Source organism: Actinomadura rubteroloni, from assembly GCF_002911665.1.
Classification (GTDB): Bacteria; Actinomycetota; Actinomycetes; order Streptosporangiales; family Streptosporangiaceae; genus Spirillospora; species Spirillospora rubteroloni.
The window spans coordinates 1,793,348-1,810,490 of sequence record NZ_MTBP01000001.1; the positions used below are offsets into that span (position 1 = coordinate 1,793,348).

At 73.6% G+C, this 17,143-nt stretch carries 17 protein-coding genes, 1 pseudogene and 1 riboswitch; of the genes and pseudogenes, 13 read left to right on the top strand and 5 right to left on the bottom strand.

Annotation, left to right across the window (positions count from 1 at the left end; translation table 11 throughout):
* Positions 1-12 precede the first annotated feature (12 nt).
* The gene (locus BTM25_RS07945; RefSeq protein WP_103562046.1) at positions 13-1,581 is read right to left on the bottom strand and encodes a purple acid phosphatase family protein; all 1,569 of its coding nucleotides are present in this window, start codon (positions 1,579-1,581) and stop codon (positions 13-15) included.
* A 122-nt stretch (positions 1,582-1,703) separates the two neighbouring features.
* On the opposite strand from BTM25_RS07945, the gene BTM25_RS07950 reads away from it, so the two are divergent.
* The 3 genes from BTM25_RS07950 (at position 1,704) to BTM25_RS07960 (ending at position 3,921) form a co-directional block, all read left to right on the top strand.
* A complete protein-coding gene (locus BTM25_RS07950; protein WP_103562047.1) occupies positions 1,704-2,645 on the top strand; it encodes a DUF389 domain-containing protein in 942 nt (313 codons plus the stop codon).
* Between the two features lie 61 nt (positions 2,646-2,706).
* Positions 2,707-3,102 (top strand): VOC family protein, encoded by a 396-nt coding sequence (locus BTM25_RS07955; protein WP_103562048.1) that lies wholly within the window; start codon positions 2,707-2,709, stop codon positions 3,100-3,102.
* 54 nt (positions 3,103-3,156) lie between these two features.
* On the top strand, positions 3,157-3,921 hold the full coding sequence (locus BTM25_RS07960; protein ID WP_103562049.1) for a TSUP family transporter: 765 nt from the start codon (positions 3,157-3,159) through the stop codon (positions 3,919-3,921).
* Here the strand turns inward: BTM25_RS07960 and BTM25_RS07965 are convergent.
* Positions 3,918-5,294, bottom strand: coding sequence for a glycoside hydrolase family 15 protein (locus BTM25_RS07965; RefSeq protein WP_235828287.1), 1,377 nt, complete (start codon positions 5,292-5,294; stop codon positions 3,918-3,920). The genes BTM25_RS07960 and BTM25_RS07965 overlap by 4 nt on opposite strands.
* Positions 5,295-5,591: 297 nt before the next feature.
* Between BTM25_RS07965 and sucC the strand changes: the two genes are divergently transcribed.
* The 4 genes from sucC to BTM25_RS07985 all read left to right on the top strand — a co-directional run bounded on the left by sucC (position 5,592) and on the right by BTM25_RS07985 (position 10,061).
* Complete coding sequence (gene sucC / locus BTM25_RS07970) at positions 5,592-6,770, top strand: ADP-forming succinate--CoA ligase subunit beta (RefSeq protein WP_103562051.1); 1,179 nt, start codon at positions 5,592-5,594, stop codon at positions 6,768-6,770.
* 2 nt (positions 6,771-6,772) lie between these two features.
* Positions 6,773-7,660, top strand: coding sequence for a succinate--CoA ligase subunit alpha (gene sucD, locus BTM25_RS07975; RefSeq protein ID WP_103562052.1), 888 nt, complete (start codon positions 6,773-6,775; stop codon positions 7,658-7,660).
* A gap of 78 nt (positions 7,661-7,738) precedes the next feature.
* On the top strand, positions 7,739-8,440 hold the full coding sequence (locus BTM25_RS07980) for a TetR/AcrR family transcriptional regulator (RefSeq protein ID WP_103562053.1): 702 nt from the start codon (positions 7,739-7,741) through the stop codon (positions 8,438-8,440).
* A gap of 85 nt (positions 8,441-8,525) precedes the next feature.
* On the top strand, positions 8,526-10,061 hold the full coding sequence (locus BTM25_RS07985) for a cell division protein PerM (RefSeq protein ID WP_103562054.1): 1,536 nt from the start codon (positions 8,526-8,528) through the stop codon (positions 10,059-10,061).
* On the opposite strand, the gene BTM25_RS07990 is transcribed toward BTM25_RS07985, so the two are convergent.
* Positions 10,058-10,492 (bottom strand): DUF456 domain-containing protein, encoded by a 435-nt coding sequence (locus tag BTM25_RS07990; protein WP_103562055.1) that lies wholly within the window; start codon positions 10,490-10,492, stop codon positions 10,058-10,060. The two genes, BTM25_RS07985 and BTM25_RS07990, sit on opposite strands and share 4 nt — an antisense overlap.
* A 159-nt stretch (positions 10,493-10,651) precedes the next feature.
* Between BTM25_RS07990 and purN the strand changes: the two genes are divergently transcribed.
* The 4 genes from purN (at position 10,652) to BTM25_RS08005 (ending at position 14,117) form a co-directional block, all read left to right on the top strand.
* Positions 10,652-11,305: a phosphoribosylglycinamide formyltransferase gene (gene purN, locus BTM25_RS07995; RefSeq protein WP_235828360.1), complete on the top strand. Its 654-nt coding sequence runs from the start codon at positions 10,652-10,654 to the stop codon at positions 11,303-11,305.
* Entirely contained in the window at positions 11,302-12,870 is a 1,569-nt protein-coding gene (purH, locus tag BTM25_RS08000; RefSeq protein ID WP_103562057.1) for a bifunctional phosphoribosylaminoimidazolecarboxamide formyltransferase/IMP cyclohydrolase, read from the top strand. Before purN ends, purH begins: the two co-directional genes overlap by 4 nt.
* 55 nt (positions 12,871-12,925) lie before the next feature.
* Entirely contained in the window at positions 12,926-13,093 is a 168-nt protein-coding gene (locus tag BTM25_RS29545; protein ID WP_168212044.1) for a hypothetical protein, read from the top strand.
* Between the two features lie 25 nt (positions 13,094-13,118).
* Positions 13,119-13,204, top strand: a riboswitch (ZMP/ZTP riboswitch).
* A gap of 61 nt (positions 13,205-13,265) precedes the next feature.
* Positions 13,266-14,117, top strand: coding sequence for a bifunctional methylenetetrahydrofolate dehydrogenase/methenyltetrahydrofolate cyclohydrolase (locus BTM25_RS08005; RefSeq protein WP_103562058.1), 852 nt, complete (start codon positions 13,266-13,268; stop codon positions 14,115-14,117).
* A gap of 190 nt (positions 14,118-14,307) precedes the next feature.
* Here the strand turns inward: BTM25_RS08005 and BTM25_RS08010 are convergent, their stop codons facing one another.
* Together BTM25_RS08010 and BTM25_RS30895 are read right to left on the bottom strand one after the other, a co-directional pair.
* Positions 14,308-14,787, bottom strand: coding sequence for a helix-turn-helix domain-containing protein (locus BTM25_RS08010; RefSeq protein WP_235828369.1), 480 nt, complete (start codon positions 14,785-14,787; stop codon positions 14,308-14,310).
* Positions 14,788-14,823: 36 nt separating this feature from the next.
* Positions 14,824-15,018 (bottom strand): annotated as a pseudogene (locus BTM25_RS30895) (FHA domain-containing protein); the annotation flags it as partial.
* A 312-nt stretch (positions 15,019-15,330) separates the two neighbouring features.
* Between BTM25_RS30895 and BTM25_RS08015 the strand changes: the two are divergent.
* Complete coding sequence (locus tag BTM25_RS08015) at positions 15,331-15,648, top strand: DUF3017 domain-containing protein (RefSeq protein ID WP_103562060.1); 318 nt, start codon at positions 15,331-15,333, stop codon at positions 15,646-15,648.
* 121 nt (positions 15,649-15,769) lie between these two features.
* Positions 15,770-16,984: an NADP-dependent isocitrate dehydrogenase gene (locus BTM25_RS08020; RefSeq protein ID WP_103562061.1), complete on the top strand. Its 1,215-nt coding sequence runs from the start codon at positions 15,770-15,772 to the stop codon at positions 16,982-16,984.
* The last annotated feature ends 159 nt before the right edge of the window (positions 16,985-17,143 follow it).

Below are 17,143 nucleotides of genomic sequence, written 5' to 3' on the forward strand. Positions count from 1 at the left end.
CGCGGGCCCCGGCTAGTGGTGGCGGGGCTTGCGGAGGACGAAGCGGTCCAGTTCCTCGTAGTTCGGTGAGCCGAGGTCGGCGCCGTAGTGCGTCACCGTGATCTCGGTGTTGCCGCCGGGGGCGTGGGGCTCGTAGTCGAAGGACGCGAAGCCGTAGGGCTTCTTCAGGTCGCGGTAGGCCGACCAGGGGGCGGGTTCGGTCGCGGTCTTGGAGGCGCGCTGGTGGCGCGGGTCTCCGGGGCCTACGTCGGTGATGACGACGCCGTCGTTCGGTGCGTCGAACGCCGACCAGGGTGTCGCCGCCGAGTGTCCGCCGCCGCCGATGATCATGTGGACGGCGCCCTTGGTCGTGTCGATGACCGCCGCGTCGGTGGCCTGTGGGGCGGGGGTCAGCAGGGTGCTGCCGGGCAGGACGCCCTTGACCGGGAACGTCCGCTCGAAGTGGTGTTCGTGGCCCGCCAGGACCAGGTCCACGCCGTAGCGGTCGAACAGCGGCAGCCATTCGCGGCGGATGCCGAGGTCCGCGCCGTTGAAGTGCGCCGAGGACATCGCGACCTGGTGCATGCAGACGATGATCCAGTCGATGTCCGGGTCGTGGGCGGCGGCGCGGAGCGTCCGCTCCAACCATGCCTTCTGGGCGCCGTCGCTGTAACCGCGGATGTAGGGGTCGTAGCCCTTGGCGTCGTAGCCCGCGATGTGGTCGCGGCGGTACGCGCTGAACGCGCCGTCCTGGAGGCAGACGTCGTCGTTGTTGAGCGAGATCACCCGGATGGCGCCGACGGTGAACGCGTACCAGTTGCCGAGGAAGTCGCGCGTCCCGTTGCCGGGCAGCGCGAACCGCGTCTGGTACGCCAGGTAGCCGTGCGGCCCGTTGCCGACCTCGCTCTCGTGGTTGCCCGCGCACGGCATCCACGGACGCCGGGACGCCGACCGCTGGTTGTTCGCGAAGAACGACCGCCACGTCTCCACCGGCGCGTCGCTCACGTTGGCGTAGCAGAGGTCGCCGTTGAGCAGGTGGAACAGCGGGTCGAGACGGTCGACGGCGTCCACGATGTAGCCCGCGTTGGGCGTGGCGGGGCCGAGGCCCTGACCGACCTTCGCGGGGATCGCCTGGTCGCCGAAGCTCGTGAACCGGAACCCGCGCGAGCGGCCGCGCGGGGCCGTCCGGAACGCGCCCGCCAGCGGCTCCGCGCCCCGGTGCTCCACCCGGTAGGTGTAGGACGAACCGGACGCCAGCCGTGGCAGTTCCGCGTGGTAGGTGAACACCCGCTCGCCCGTCAGCGCCTCGGTGTAGACGCGCTCCTCGGCGTGGACGAGCGTGCCGAGGCCGTGGCCGGGCCGGCCGAGCCGCACGACGGGACGGGCGACGCGCTCGGGCGCGGCCCAGGAGACCGTCATCTCGTGCGCGGCGTCCGCGCCGAACTGGAGGTGGAGCTGCTCGGGACGCGGCGCCCCGGCGGCGTCCGGGGTGGTGACGAGCGCGGCGGCGGTGCCCGTCCGTCCGAGGACCGGCGCGGCGAGGGCCGCGCCGCCCAGCCCGCGCAGCACCTGCCGGCGTCCCACACCCTGCTTTTCGGCCATGCCGCCTCCTCGGTCGCGATCCCGCCGGAAACGATCGGCCGCGCGGATGAGCGCCGCGTGACGCCGCGCTCCCGGCGAGGTGAACAGGCGATGCCGCGCCCGAACTGGGGCAGGATGTTCGGATGCTGCATCTGCGGACCATCACGCCGACGGACCGGACGGAGGAGGTCTGCCGGATCCTCGCCGACGACCCGGGCACCACGAACGTCATGGTGTTCCCGGACGCGGCGCGCCGGCCGCCCGGCGACGTCGTCATGTGCGACGTCGCGCGCGAGGCGGCCAACGACGTCATCGCCGCGCTGCGCGACCTCGGCCTGGACCGGGACGGCTCGATCGCGCTGGAGCGCATCGACGTGTCGATCTCGGCGGCGGCCGACGCGGCGGAGGAACGGGCGCCCGGCCACGGCGACGACGCGGTCGTCTGGGAGGAACTGGACCGCCGCATGGCCGAGGAGGCGCGGCTGACCTGGGCGTTCGTCGCGTTCCTCGCGCTGGCGACCCAGCTCGCCGGGATCGCCGCGCTGATCGACTCCTCGATCCTCATCGTCGGCGCGATGGTGCTCGGGCCGGAGTTCGGCGCGGTCGCGGCCGTCTCGCACGGGCTGCTGCGCCGGGACGGCCGCCGGATCCTGCGGGCGCTCGGCGTGCTCGCGGCGGGGTTCGCGATCGCGGTGGCCGTCACGTTCGTGTGCGCGCTCGTCGCGCGCTGGACGGGGATCATCGGCCCGGACGGGCTGCCCGACGACCGTCCGCAGACCGGGTTCGTCTACCACCCCGACCGGTGGTCGTTCATCGTCGCGGTCCTGGCGGGCGCGGCGGGCGTGCTGTCGCTGACGGCCGGGAAGTCGTCCGCGCTGGTCGGCGTGTTCATCTCGGTGACGACGGTGCCCGCCGCCGGGAACATCGCGGTCGCGGCGGCGCTGTCGCGGGACGGCGAGATCCGCGGCTCGGCGGTCCAGCTCGGCGTGAACCTGCTCGGGATGGTCCTCGCCGGGACGGCCACGCTCGCCGTCCAGAAGATCGGGTGGTCGCTCGTCCGGCGCGCTCCCCGCCGCAGGACGTAGGCCGAAAGACCGGGCCGTCCGCCCGATCCGGCGCCCCGCCCGCGCGGCCTAGCGTCGGTGCATGGACGTTCCCGAGCATTACAAGAACGCGGTGATCCCGCACATCATGGTCGGCGACGCGGCGGCGGCGATCGACTTCTACCGGCGGGCGTTCGGCGCGTCCGAGCTGTTCCGGCTGGACGGCGGGACGGGCCGGATCGTCCACGCCGAGATCTCCGTCGCCGGTTCGACGCTCATGCTCGGCGACCCCGAGCCGCCCTTCGCGCCGCCCGGCGCGACGACGCCCGTGGCACTGCACGTCTACGTCCCGGACGTGGACGCGCTGACGGAGCGGGCGGTGGCGGCGGGCGCCGAACTCCTCGCCGCGCCCGCCGACATGCCCTACGGCGCCCGCCAGTCCATGCTCCGCGACCCGTTCGCCCACATCTGGATCTTCCTGACGCCGCTGGACGCCTGACGCCCCGTGTTACCGTCATTCCGGACTTATCCCCTTACGTCCAGGGAGTGCCGGGTGCCGGTCGACCATCTGGTGATACTGCTCCTCGCGGCCCTCGCCGCGGGCTGGGTGGACGCCGTCGTCGGCGGCGGCGGGCTGATCCAACTCCCCGCGCTGCTGCTGCTCGGGCCGTCCGCGCCGGTCGCCGCGCTCGCGACGAACAAGCTCGGCTCGATCGCCGGGACGTCCTCGGCCGCCGTCGCCTACCTGCGCCGCGCCCGCCCGGACCTGCGCGTCGCGGGACCGGCGGCGCTGCTCGCGGTCGCGTGCGCGGCGGGCGGGGCGCTGTGCGCGGCGGCGCTGTCGGCGGACGTGCTGAAACCGGTCGTCCTCGCCGTCCTGCTCGCGGTCGCCGTGATCGTCGTGCTCAACCCGAGGCTCGGCCGCGAGGCCCGCGACGTGCCGCGGACGCGCCGCAGGATCGCCGCCGCCGTGGCCGTCCCCGGCGTCGTCATCGCCTTCTACGACGGGCTGGTCGGACCCGGGACGGGCACGTTCCTAGTCCTCGCGTTCACCGCGCTGCTCGGCTCGGACTTCGTCCGCGCGTCCGCCAACGCCAAGATCATCAACACCGGCACCAACCTCGGCGCGCTGCTGGTGTTCGGCGCGCAGGGCCACATCCTGTGGGCGCTCGGGCTCGCCATGGGCGCGTGCAACGTCGTCGGCGCGCAGGTCGGCGCGCGGATGGCGATCAGCCGGGGCACCGGGTTCGTCCGGGCCGTCCTGCTGTGCGTCGTGACGGCGCTCGTCCTCAAGCTCGGCGCCGAGCAGTTCGCCTAGCCCGGCACCGGCAGCGGGCGCTCCAGCGCGCTCAGCGCGAGGACGGCCAGCGACGCCGTCCAGCCGAGCGGCGCCACCGCCGCCTGCCGCCCGCCCGGATCGACCTTCTCCGGCAGCGCGCCGAGCGACGTGCGGTGCGACGCGAGCCAGCCCAGTTGCGCGACGGCCGCGTCCCGGCGTCCGGACGCCGCGTCGCTCAGCGCGAACAGCGCCGTCTCGGGCGTCCACGCCACCGACGGGTCGCCCGGCCACCGCTCGCCCGGCAGCACCCCGCCGTTCGGCAGCGCCTGCCGCCGCGCGGCCGTCGCGACCGCCGCCGCCACGAACGGGTCGGCGGGCGCGAACGGCGGTGCGACGAACGTCACGGACGTGTCCATCGCGCCGCCGCGCACCGGCGAGCGCGGATAGCCGAGCGGCGCGAACCGCGTCCCGATCGCGTCCGCCACGCGTCCGGCCGCCGTCCGCCACGCCGCCGCCTGCGCGGCATGGCCGGTACCGGCGGCGAACGCCGCAGCCGACCGCAGGCCCGCCAGCACCGGCCCGGCGACGCCGAGCGTCGGGTCGTCCGGGTCCTGCTCGGTGCCGGGGTCGCGCTCCCAGTAGTCGCCGGACGGCGGCGGCAGCCCGTCCCGGCGCAGCGACGCCGCGAGCCGGTCCGCCCCGCGCCGCACCATCGGCCACAGTTCCGTACCGGACGGGTCAGACCGCTGGAACAGCCAGGCGGCCCACAGCATCCAGCCGACCGAGTCGAGCTGGGGCGACCGGCCGTCCAGCACCGGCGAGCCGTCCGGCCGGTACCGAGCGGCCCACAGCCCCGACGGCGCCTGCACGCCCGCCATGAACCGCAGGATCCGCAGCGCCTCCTGCGGGTGCCCGGTGACGGTGAACGCGGCGGCGGCGAACGCCGAGTCGCGCGGCCACGCGTACCGCCACGCGCCGAACCAGGACGCCAGCGACGCGCCCTGCGCGCCCGTGAGCAGCCGAAGGTCCAGCAGCGCGCGCGACGCCATGTCCGGGAACCCCGCAGGGACGCGCCCCGACGCCAGCCACGCCCGGTCCGACCGCACCGCCGTGAGGACTCGCGGGTCCGACGCGTCCAGCGTGACGGCCGTCTCTCCGCCGAACGGCACGAGCCGCGCCCGCCCGTGCGCCAGCCGCACGACCGAACTGCCCGGAATGTAGGACGCACCCGCCGCGTCCTCCGGCGGCAGCGGTACCCCCGCGTAGGGCCAGCCGCCTCCGCCGACGAGCCCCGGCGACGCCCACGACGGCGTCCCCGCGTCCGGCAGCACCCCCGCCCCGCAGGTCGCCGCCAGCGCCCCGGCCAGCAGGAACGCGCCGATCCGCCGTACCCGGACGCCCCGTCGCGTCACCCCGCACCCCCTCACCCGTGCACCGGCGTTCATTGCGGGGTCACCGCGACGCCGTGTAACCAAGTACACCAAACCCTTGCGAACGACACCGCCCGCCCGGGTACCGGCGAGTAGCCCTGCGCACCGCTCTACCTGGGCCGTTGTGAGATCCGGCGAGACCGCCCCCGGCGGCGCGACCACGAACGCGGGAGGACTAGGCTGCATCGACGGAGCGGACCGCAGGGTGGCGAGCCGCACGGACGCCCGTGTTCCCCACTCGAAGCGGTCTATGGCTGTCGATCCGTATAAGGACGCCTCGTGGACCTGTTCGAACATCAGGCGAAGGAACTCTTCGCCGAGTACGGGGTACCGGTGCCTACCGGCAAGGTCGCCCACACACCTCAGGAGGCCCGGGCCATCGCGGCGGAGCTGTTCGCCGCCGGTAGCTCGAAGGTCGTCGTCAAGGCCCAGGTGAAGACCGGGGGCCGCGGCAAGGCCGGCGGCGTGAAGCTCGCCGACGACGCCGACGAGGCCGAAGCGCTCGCCGACCAGATCCTCGGGATGGACATCAAGGGCCACACGGTCCACAAGGTGCTCATCGAAGAGGGCAGCGCCATCGCGCAGGAGTACTACTTCTCCTTCCTGCTGGACCGCGCGAACCGCACGTTCCTGTCCATCTGCTCGGTCGAGGGCGGCGTGGAGATCGAGGACGTGCCGCACGACCGGCTCGGGCTCGTGCCCGTCTCCCCGCTGCACGGCGTGGACCGGGCCACCGCCCGCTCGATCGCCGAGCAGGGCCGGCTGCCCGAGGAGGCGCTGGACGGCGCCGCCGCGCTCATCGAGCGCCTGTGGGCCGTGTTCATCGACGAGGACGCGACGCTCGTCGAGGTGAACCCGCTGATCCTCACCGCCGACGGCGAGGTCAAGGCCCTCGACGGCAAGGTCTCGCTGGACGACAACGCCGCCTTCCGCCAGGAGCACGACAAGCTGGAGGACAAGGCCGCGGCCGACCCGCTGGAGGCCCGCGCCAAGGAGAAGGACCTCAACTACGTCAAGCTCGACGGCTCCGTCGGCATCATCGGCAACGGCGCGGGGCTCGTCATGTCCACGCTGGACGTCGTGTCGTACGCGGGGGAGGACCACGGCGGCCAGAAGCCGGCGAACTTCCTCGACATCGGCGGCGGCGCGTCCGCCGAGGTGATGGCCGACAGCCTGGAGATCGTCCTGTCGGACCCCGACGTGAAGTCGGTGTTCGTCAACGTCTTCGGCGGCATCACCGCCTGCGACGCCGTCGCGAACGGCATCGTCAGCGCCTACAAGCTGCTGGCCGAGCGCGGCGAGACCGTCGACCGGCCGCTCGCGGTCCGCCTCGACGGCAACAACGCCGAACTGGGCCGCAAGATCCTGACCGACGCGGCGCTGCCCGGCGTCCAGCAGGTCGACACGATGGACGATGCGGCCGAGCGCGCCGCCGAACTCGCCGCGGCAGGTGCGTGAACATGGCCATCTGGCTCACCGAGAACAGCAAGATCATCGTCCAGGGCATCACCGGCTCGGAGGGCATGAAGCACTCCCGCCGGATGCTGGCCTCCGGCGCGCAGGTCGTCGGCGGCGTCAACGCCCGCAAGGCCGGGCAGACCGTCGAGTTCGACGGCACCGCGCTCCCGGTCTTCGGGACGGTCAAGGAGGCGATCGAGCAGACCGGCGCGGACGTGTCGGTCGTGTTCGTCCCGCCGAAGTTCACCAAGGACGCCGTCGTCGAGGCGATCGACGCCGAGATCCCCCTCGCCGTCGTGATCACCGAGGGCGTCCCGGTCCACGACACCGCCTACTTCTGGGCTTACGCGGTCGAGAAGGGCAACAAGACGCGGATCATCGGGCCGAACTGCCCCGGCATCGCGTCCCCCGGCAAGTCGAACGCGGGCATCATCCCCGCCGACATCACCTCGCCGGGACGCATCGGCCTGGTCTCCAAGTCGGGCACGCTGACGTACCAGATGATGTACGAGCTGCGCGACATCGGCTTCTCCACCTGCGTCGGAATCGGCGGCGACCCGATCATCGGGACGACCCACATCGACGCGCTCCAGGCGTTCCAGGACGACCCGGAGACCGACGCGATCGTCATGATCGGCGAGATCGGCGGCGACGCCGAGGAGCGGGCCGCGGCCTACATCGAGCAGCACGTGACCAAGCCGGTCGTCGGCTACGTCGCGGGCTTCACCGCCCCCGAGGGCAAGACGATGGGCCACGCGGGCGCGATCGTCTCCGGCTCGGCGGGCACCGCCCAGGCCAAGAAGGAGGCCCTGGAGAAGGTCGGCGTGCGGGTCGGCAAGACGCCGAGCGAGACCGCCGTCCTCATGCGGGAGATCATGAACAAGCTCTGAACCGAGCGCGCAGGACGCCCGTGCCGCCTCGCGGCGCGGGCGTCCTTCGTCTTCGGGGTCGGTAGGCTGGCCGCACCGATGATCGAGAACCCGACGCCGCCCGGCGACGAACCGCGCCTGGCCGCCGTCTACGGCCAGGACCGGCCGGGACTGCCGCGCGGACGCAGCAGCCTGCCCGCGTCCGTCGTGCGGGAGGAGCAGCGGCGGCGGCTGCGCGGCGCGGTGATCGCGGCGGTCGCCGAGGCCGGGTACGCGCACACGACGGTCGCGATGGTCGTCCAGCGCGCCCGCGTGTCCCGCAAGGCGTTCTACGACCACTTCGCCGGGGTGGAGGACTGCTTCCTGTCGGCGATGGCCGAGGCGCAGGAGGCGATCGTCGCCGAGGTGATGACGCCGCCGCGCGACGCCGAGCGCCCATCGTCGTCCCGGGAACTGCTGCGCGCCGCGCTCGGCGCCTACCTGGCGCTGTGCGCGCGGGAACCGGAGTACGCGCGCTGCATCCTCGTGGAGCTGCCCGCCGTCGGGCCGCGCGCGCTGCGCGGGCGCCTCAAGGGCTACGGGCTCGTCGCGGACGTCCTGCGCGGCTGGCGCGAGCACGCCGCGCGCAAGCACCCCGAGTGGCCGCCGGTGCCCGAGCACGCGTTCACGGCGGCGGTCGGCGCGGTCGCCGAGCTGATCCTCGTCCACGTGAGCGAGGGACGGGCCGACGAGCTGCCCGCGCTGCGCGACCCGCTCACCGAGATCCTGCTGCGGATCCTGGACGCCCCGCTCCCCGGCTGACCCCGCCCCGACATCGGCCACGACAAAGACGACACGCCGGGCGACGCGCCGACCCCGGGGGCGGCCCGGTGCCAGCATGGGGCGGATGAGCGACATGACGCGGGAGCGGCGGACGGCTCCGGACCGCGCGGGGACGCAGCGCCCGCTGCTCGTCACCGGCCTCGTCGGCGCGCTGTGGTGCGTCGGGATCGGGCTGGCCGTGCTCGTCACGGTCACCCTCGTCGGCTGGATCGCCGCGCCGCGCTCGGCGCTCGGCAGCGGCCTGCCCGGCGTGTTCCGGACGGCCGTGACGTTCTGGCTCGTCTCCCACCACGCGGGCCTGTCGCTGCCGGACGGACGGGTCGGGCTGCTCCCGCTCGGCATCGTCGCGCTGCCCGGCGCGCTGCTGTACCGCTGCGGCGGCTGGATGCTGCGGACGGGCGCACGCCGCACGCGCCGGGGCGTCATGGACGTCGCCGTCGCCCTCGCCGTCCCCTACACGCTGCTCGCCGGGCTGCTCGCGCTCGCCGCGACCAAGCCGCCGGTGCGCCCGTCGCCGTGGCAGGCGCTGCTGTGCTGCTTCACCGTCGCGCTGGTCGCGGGCGGGTTCGGGGCGGCGCGGGCGCTCGTCGCGCTGCGCCGGGGACGCGTCCGGTCCGGGCTCGGCGCGCTGCTGCGGCTGCTGCCCGAGCGTCCGCGGTCCCTGGTCATCGGGGTGTCGGGGGCGCTCGCGGTACTGCTCGCGGCGGGCGCGCTTCTCGTCGGCTGCGCGCTCGCCTTCCACCTGCCGGAGGCGAACCGCCTGTACGGCGAGCTGGCGCCCGGCGTCGTCGGCGGCGTCCTGCTGCTGGTCGTGGAGCTGGCGTTCCTGCCCAACGCGATCATCTGGGGGACGTCCTACGCCGTCGGCGCCGGATTCGCCGTCGGGACGGGCACCAGCGTCTCGGTCACCGGTGTGTTCCTCGACACGATCCCCGCGTTCCCGCCGCTCGCCGCGCTGCCCGGCCCCGGCCCGGCGCCCGCCCTGTCGCTGCTGGCGCTGGCCGCGCCGTTCGCGGCGGGCGCGGTCGGCGGGGTGCTGACCGTCCGGGCGCTGCCGAGCCCGGCGGCCGAGACCGCGCCGCTGTGGGGCTTCACGACGGGCGCCCTGACCGGCCTGGTGCTGGCCGTGCTCGCCGCGCTGTCGGGCGGGCCGATGGGCGGCGGACGGCTCCGGACCGTCGGCCCCTCGCCCTGGCAGGTCGGCCTGCTCGCGGCGCTGGAGGTCGGCGTCGCGGCGGCGCTCGCGGCCTGGTTCGCCAACGGACGCGCACTGCGCCGCACCGACGACCCGAAGCCCCGCCGGCGCCGCCGGCCGCCCAAGCCGCCGCGCGGCGCCGCGCCCGAGCCGCTGCCCGAGCCCGAGCCGCTGCCCGCGCCGGTCGTGCCCGTCGTGCCGCTGCCCGCGCCGGAACCGACTCCGCGGCCCGTCCCGGCCGTCCCCGACCCGCTGGAGTTCGAGGACGCCGAGCCGGTCCTGCCCGCGCGCCGCACCCGTCCCGCCGAGCCCGAGCCCGAGCCCGACGAGCCCCGCCCGCGCGACGACCGCACCGAGAACCGGGGCGGCGCGATCTTCGTCCTGCGCGACGAGGCCGACGACTAGAAGCCGGTGAAGACCTTCGTGTCCGGCGGCAGGTCGAACTTGTCGATGATCTGCCGGGAGAACGCGTCGTCGCACGCCTTCTTGTCGGCGACGGTGTTCGCGCCGTCCAGGCACGACTGCCGGTCCGACAGCTCGGGCGCGAGGACGATCCAGCTCGTCATCGCGAACAGCCCGACCAGCACGGCGCACGCGCCGACCACGATGCTCGCCGACAGGCCGCGCCGCGCCGGGACCGCCGGGTCGCGGCGCGCGCGGATCTCGGTCACGATGCCCGCGATGCCGAGCACCAGCCCGAGCGGCCAGAACGGCACCGCGAGGATCAGCCCGCCGATCGCCAGCCACAGCGCCCGGCGCGACGCCGGACCGCGCCGGCCGCCGGGCGGGGGAGCCTGCGGGGCCTGGACCTCGCCGGGTCCCGCCTGGTGTGTCACGGTTTCTCCTCCTGCATGTTCGGTGGCGGCGTCGTCCGGCCGGGGGCGGAGCGCCGTCGGGGGCGCGCGGCGGGACGGATAGGCTGCGTGCTGGCAGGCCCGCGCGACGACGCCGGGGCCGCCCGTCCCACACCTCGAAACGTCCAGCAGGGAGTCATGGTGCCCGCCCGGCTCGTCGTCCTCGTCTCCGGAGCGGGGACCAACCTACAGGCGCTGCTCGACGCGTGCGCGGATCCAGAGTACGGCGCCGAAGTGGTGGCCGTGGGCGCGGACCGTCCCGGCATCGAGGGCACGGCCCGCGCGGCCCGCGCCGGGCTGCCCGCGTTCACCCTGCGGATCCCCGACTTCCCCGGCCGGGACGCCTGGGACGCCGCCCTCGCCGACGCCGTCGCCGAGCACCGGCCCGACCTCGTCGTGTCCGCCGGGTTCATGAAGATCCTCGGCGCCCGGTTCCTGGAACGGTTCGGCGGGCGCATCGTCAACACCCATCCCGCTCTGCTGCCGTCCTTCCCCGGCGCCCACGCCGTCCGCGACGCCCTGGCCTACGGGGTCAAGCTCACGGGCTGTACCGTGCACTTCGTCGACGAAGGCGTGGACACCGGACCCGTCATCGCCCAGGAGGCCGTCCCGGTCCGCTGGCATGACGACGAGGACTCCCTGCACGAGCGCATCAAGCAGGTGGAGCGCCGGCTCCTGGTCGACGTCGTCGGGCGGCTCGCCCGCGACGGCTGGACCGCGAACGGTCGGCGGGTCTCCATGAAATGCCGGACCTGCAACACGTCCGCAGCCGAAGAAGGAGAGCTGAACCGGTGACCCGGGTCGCGATCAAACGTGCGCTGATCAGCGTGTACGACAAGACGGGGCTGGAGGAGCTGGCCCGCGGCCTGCACGCCGCCGGGGTGGAGATCGTCTCCACCGGCTCCACGGCCGGGCGGATCGCCGCCGCCGGGGTGCCCGTCCTGAAGGTGGAGGAGCTGACCGGCTTCCCCGAGTGCCTGGACGGACGCGTCAAGACCCTGCACCCGCGCGTCCACGCGGGCCTGCTGGCCGACCGCCGCAAGGACGACCACGTCCGCCAGCTCCGGGACCTGGACGTCGAGCCGTTCGACCTCGCCGTCGTCAACCTGTACCCGTTCGCGGCGACCGTCGCGTCGGGCGCGGCGCCCGACGAGTGCGTCGAGCAGATCGACATCGGCGGCCCGACGATGGTCCGCGCCGCCGCGAAGAACCACGCGAGCGTCGCCGTCGTCGTGGACCCCGCGTCCTACGGGTCGGTGCTCGCGGCCGTCGAGGCGGGCGGGTTCACGCTGGACGAGCGCCGCCGCCTCGCCGGGATCGCGTTCGCGCACACCGCGTCCTACGACGTCGCGGTGGCGTCGTGGTTCGCCTCGTCCTACGCCCCGGACGAGGAGGCCGCGTCCTCCGGCTGGCCGGACTTCCTCGGCGCCACGTGGGAGCGGTCCGCCGTCCTGCGCTACGGCGAGAACCCGCACCAGAAGGCCGCGCTGTTCACCGACGCCGGCGCGTCCGGGGGGCTGGCGGGCGCCGAGCAGCTCCACGGCAAGGAGATGTCCTACAACAACTACGTGGACGCCGAGGCCGCCCGCCGCGCCGCCTACGACTTCGCCGAGCCCGCCGTCGCGATCATCAAGCACGCCAACCCGTGCGGCATCGCCGTCGGCGCCGACGTCGCCGAGGCCCACCGCAAGGCCCACGAGTGCGACCCGGTGTCGGCCTACGGCGGCGTCATCGCGGTGAACCGCCCGGTGACGGCCGCGTTCGCCGAGTCCGTCAAGGAGATCTTCACCGAGGTCATCGTCGCGCCGGACTTCGACGCCGACGCGCTGGAGATCCTGCGCGGACGCTGGAAGAACCTGCGGCTGCTGCGCTGCGCGTCCGGGCCGTCCAACGCGACCGAGTTCCGCCGCATCGACGGCGGCGTGCTGCTCCAGACCGTCGACCGGGTGGACGCCTCCGGCGACGACCCGGCCACCTGGGAGCTGAAGGTCGGCACGGCCGCCGACGCGGCGACCCTGCGGGACCTGGCGTTCGCGTGGCGGGCCGTCCGGGCCGTCAAGTCCAACGCGATCCTGCTCGCCGCCGACGGCGCGACCGTCGGCGTCGGCATGGGCCAGGTCAACCGGGTCGACTCGGCCAAGCTCGCGGTGACGCGGGCGGGCGCCGAGCGGGCCGCGCGCGCGGTCGGCGCGTCCGACGCGTTCTTCCCGTTCCCCGACGGGCTGGAGGCGCTCGCCGCGGCGGGCGTCCGCGCGATCGTGGAGCCCGGCGGCTCCATCCACGACCCCGAGGTGATCGAGGCGGCGGAGAAGGCGGGCGTGACCCTGTACTTCACCGGCGTCCGGCACTTCTTCCACTGACCGGCGGACGCGCGCCGGGCCCGTCCCGGCGCGCACCCGCCCCTCGGAGACTTCGATGAACCAGGTCCTCGCGCACGCGTTCGGCGTGTTCCTCCAGGCCGACGCGCTGCTCATGGACGCCCGCGAGATCGTCGGCCTCGCCGCGGCCGTCGCGGCGGCGCTGCTGGCGGGCGTGCTCGGCTGGCAGGGCACCGACCGCTTCCTGTCCTGGCGGGGCCGCTGACCGTCGCGTCCCGTCCCGGTACGATGGACGCACACGTGACTGGCGCGGACAAGGTGGACACGACCACCGGGGAGCGGAGCAGTCCGGACACCGCGCGCCTGGGTGACCGGGGACCACGCACGGGCCGTGCGGCCCGGCGAGATCACCACGCGAGTTCACCACGGAGGCGCACATGACGGCACGGATCCTGGACGGGAAGGCCACGGCCGCGCAGATCCGCGCGGACCTCACGACCCGCGTCGCGGCCCTGCGCTCGCGCGGCGTCGGCGTCGGCCTCGGCACGGTCCTCGTCGGCGACGACCCCGGCAGCCACGCCTACGTCGGCATGAAGCACCGCGACTGCGCCGAGGTCGGCATCGAGAGCATCCGCCGCGACCTGCCCGCCGACGCGACGCAGGAGGACGTCGAGCGCGCGGTGGACGAGCTGAACGCCGACCCGTCCTGCACCGGCTACATCGTCCAGCTCCCGCTCCCCAAGGGCCTGGACGAGCAGCGCGTGCTGGAGCGCATCGACCCCCTCAAGGACGCCGACGGCCTGCACCCCACCAACCTCGGCCGCCTGGTCCTCCAGCAGCCCGGCCCGCTGCCCTGCACGCCGAAGGGCATCATCGACCTGCTGCGCCGCTTCGACGTCCCGATCGCGGGCGCCGAGGTCACGGTCGTCGGCCGGGGCATCACGGTCGGCCGCTCGCTCGGCCTGCTGCTGACCCGCCGCACCGAGAACGCGACCGTCACGCTCTGCCACACCGGCACGCGCGACCTGGCCGCGCACACCCGCAAGGCCGACATCATCGTCGCCGCCGCGGGCGTCCCCGGCCTGATCACCGCCGACATGGTGAAGCCCGGCGCGGCCGTCCTGGACGTGGGCGTCTCCCGCGTCGACGGCAAGCTGGCGGGCGACGTGGCGGCGGACGTGCGCGAGGTGGCGGGCTGGGTGGCCCCCAACCCCGGCGGCGTGGGCCCGATGACCCGCGCGATGCTGCTGGCGAACGTCGTCGAGGCCGCCGAGAACGCCGCCCGCTGACCGCCGGGGCCGGTGGCCGAGGCGCCCGTTTCGGCTGGCCTCAGCCAGCGCGCGAGCGCGAAAACTGAGCGCCCGGGGGACGACGCCGAAGGCGAGTCCCCCGGGCGCGAAGATCGCGAAGCGATGCCGCGCTCGCCCAGAGACACGGTTGCGAAGCGAGCCGCCAGGCGAGCGCAGCAGGCCGTGACTCCTAACTAGCCCGGCGGCCCACCCCCGTCGCCTGACGGCCCGGACCGGTGAGATGGCGGCCCGGGGCGGTGGCGCCGGGCGGGCCGGGACGGCGGACGCCGCCCGGTCCCTGGCCGTCCACCGGACGGTTCTGCTGCGGGACGTGGACCGGCGGCAGCGGCCGGACGAGGCCCATCGCGATGACCTCGTTGGCCAGCCGGGTGCGCCGGTTCGCCCCCTCGGGGATGCGGAACTTCTGGTACAGCCGCAGCAGATGCTGCTTGACCGCGGCCTCCGTCACCACCAGCTCCTCGGCGATCTGGCGCGCGGTGGCCGGAGCCACGAACGCCTCGTCCGAGAGCGCCGGACGGCACAGCGACGTCAGTACGTCCACCTCGCGGCGCGTCAGCTCGGGTGCGACGGCGCGCCGCAGTTCGACGTCGGGATCGACCTCCTCGCGGGGGATTCCCCCCATCCGGCAGCGCGCCGTGCCGAAGCTCACGACGTCACCGTCCTCCAGGACGCGTCGGGCGATCGGCCGGCCGTTGACCCGGGTCCCGTTACGGGAGAGCCCCATGTCAACCACGTACACGTACGGGCCGCGCCGAATGATCTCTGCGTGCAATCGGGACACACTCGGGTCGTCGAGGCGGATGTCCACACCTCGTCCTCGACCGACCGTCGTGACATCGGGGCGCAGTGGCATCACCATGCCACTGTCCTCGATCCGCATGAACGGCCCCTCCACGGCAGTCCTCCCAGCTAGTTAGCGACCCCTGTCCAGCGAGTTACCCGGAGGCCTTCACGCCACACCCACCTACTGGTGAGTAGGGCCTGTTGCGTAACGGTTTTCGCGACGTCCACGTCCGTCCCGTCCGCCTTCTCCCGTCTCGTCGGGGGGACTCGTCCGGTCTTGCGCGAAATGTCTTTTTGGACGGCATCGGGCCTGCTCGTCCGGCCCCCCGGTCGTCGGTCCGTCGATTTCCCACTAACGTGGGGAGGTGGAGCCGACCGGGCCGACGCCCGGAAAACGAGGAGCGTGCCGATGAGTACCGAGGTGCACCGGCGCCGGCGGCGCGCACCGCGCGGTCGGGGCGCCGCGCCGCACTGGCTCGGCCGCCTGCCGTACGCGATCGTCCTCTGCGGCGTCGCGGGCGGGCTGGTGCTCTGCGCGCTCGACTACTTCCGCAAGGGATCCGGTCTCATGGCCGCGGCGGTGCTGTTCGGCGCGCTGGCGCGGCTCGTCCTGCCCCCGAGCCAGGCCGGGATGCTGGAGACGCGCAGCCGGTGGGTGGACGTGACGACGATGACGGTCCTCGCCGTCGCCATCGCGACCACCGCCGCCGTCGTCCCCCACCCCTAGGCTCACCTGCCGAAACAGCCAGACCACCAGGGCGAGGTCTAGACCTTTGGCCGCGCCCGGATAGCCTTCAGCAGAGCCTTACAAGGACTGCTGGCCGGTGTAGGAAAGGGACAGCAAGCACATGCCCAAGATCAAGGTAGCGAACCCGGTCGTCGAACTCGACGGCGACGAGATGACCCGGATCATCTGGAAATTCATCAAGGACCAGTTGATCCTGCCCTACCTGGACGTCGACCTGAAGTACTACGACCTCGGGATCGAGTACCGCGACGCGACCGACGACCAGGTGACGGTCGACGCCGCCAACGCCATCAAGCAGTACGGCGTCGGCGTGAAGTGCGCGACGATCACCCCCGACGAGGCCCGGGTGGAGGAGTTCGGCCTCAAGAAGATGTGGCGCTCCCCGAACGGGACGATCCGCAACATCCTCGGCGGCGTGGTCTTCCGCGAGCCGATCATCGCCTCGAACATCCCCCGGCTCGTCCCGGGCTGGACCAAGCCGATCATCATCGGGCGGCACGCCCACGGCGACCAGTACCGCGCGACCGACTTCGTGGTGCCCGGCCCCGGCACCGTCACGATCAGCTACCAGCCCGACGACGAGGGCGAGCCGATCGAGCTGGAGGTCGCCCGCTTCTCCGGCGGCGGCGTCGCGATGGGCATGTACAACTTCGACGACTCGATCCGCGACTTCGCGCGGACGACGATGCGGTACGCCCTCGACCGCGAGATGCCGCTGTACCTCTCCACGAAGAACACGATCCTCAAGGCCTACGACGGGCGCTTCAAGGACCTGTTCCAGGAGATCTTCGAGTCCGAGTTCAAGGCGGACTTCGAGGCCAAGGGCATCACCTACGAGCACCGGCTCATCGACGACATGGTCGCCGCGGCGCTCAAGTGGGAGGGCGGGTTCGTCTGGGCGACGAAGAACTACGACGGCGACGTCCAGTCCGACACGCTCGCGCAGGGCTTCGGGTCGCTCGGCCTGATGACGTCGGTGCTGATGACGCCGGACGGCAAGACGGTCGAGGCCGAGGCCGCGCACGGCACCGTCACACGCCACTACCGGCAGCACCAGCAGGGCAAGCCGACGTCCACCAACCCGATCGCGTCGATCTTCGCGTGGACGCGGGGGCTGGAGCACCGCGGCAAGCTCGACAACACGCCTGAGCTGGTGAACTTCGCGCGGCAGTTGGAGCAGGTCTGCGTCGAGACGGTCGAAGGCGGACAGATGACCAAGGACTTGGCTCTGCTCGTCGGCCCGGACCAGGGCTGGCTGACCACGCAGGAGTTCCTGGAGGCGCTGGACACCAACCTTCAGAAGAAGGTCGGCTAGCACACCGCATCGGACCCCCTGAACATCCGGGGGTGACGCAACAGGCCGTCCCGGCGATCCCGGGACGGCCTTCGCCGTTCTCCGACCTGCCGCCGCGCGGCGCCCGGCCGCGCGGTAGCCTGGCGCATGAATTATCTTGACGGCGAGAGACCCCCGTCG

Bases quoted from the DNA above. Each gene is read 5' to 3' on its own strand.
- BTM25_RS07945 (WP_103562046.1), bottom strand. From the start codon at position 1,581: ATGGCCGAAAAGCAGGGTGTGGGACGCCGGCAGGTGCTGCGCGGGCTG.
- BTM25_RS07950 (WP_103562047.1), top strand. From the start codon at position 1,704: ATGCTGCATCTGCGGACCATCACGCCGACGGACCGGACGGAGGAGGTC.
- BTM25_RS07955 (WP_103562048.1), top strand. From the start codon at position 2,707: ATGGACGTTCCCGAGCATTACAAGAACGCGGTGATCCCGCACATCATG.
- sucD (WP_103562052.1), top strand. From the start codon at position 6,773: ATGGCCATCTGGCTCACCGAGAACAGCAAGATCATCGTCCAGGGCATC.
- BTM25_RS07980 (WP_103562053.1), top strand. From the start codon at position 7,739: ATGATCGAGAACCCGACGCCGCCCGGCGACGAACCGCGCCTGGCCGCC.
- BTM25_RS07985 (WP_103562054.1), top strand. From the start codon at position 8,526: ATGAGCGACATGACGCGGGAGCGGCGGACGGCTCCGGACCGCGCGGGG.
- BTM25_RS29545 (WP_168212044.1), top strand. From the start codon at position 12,926: ATGAACCAGGTCCTCGCGCACGCGTTCGGCGTGTTCCTCCAGGCCGAC.
- BTM25_RS08005 (WP_103562058.1), top strand. From the start codon at position 13,266: ATGACGGCACGGATCCTGGACGGGAAGGCCACGGCCGCGCAGATCCGC.
- BTM25_RS08015 (WP_103562060.1), top strand. From the start codon at position 15,331: ATGAGTACCGAGGTGCACCGGCGCCGGCGGCGCGCACCGCGCGGTCGG.
- BTM25_RS08020 (WP_103562061.1), top strand. From the start codon at position 15,770: ATGCCCAAGATCAAGGTAGCGAACCCGGTCGTCGAACTCGACGGCGAC.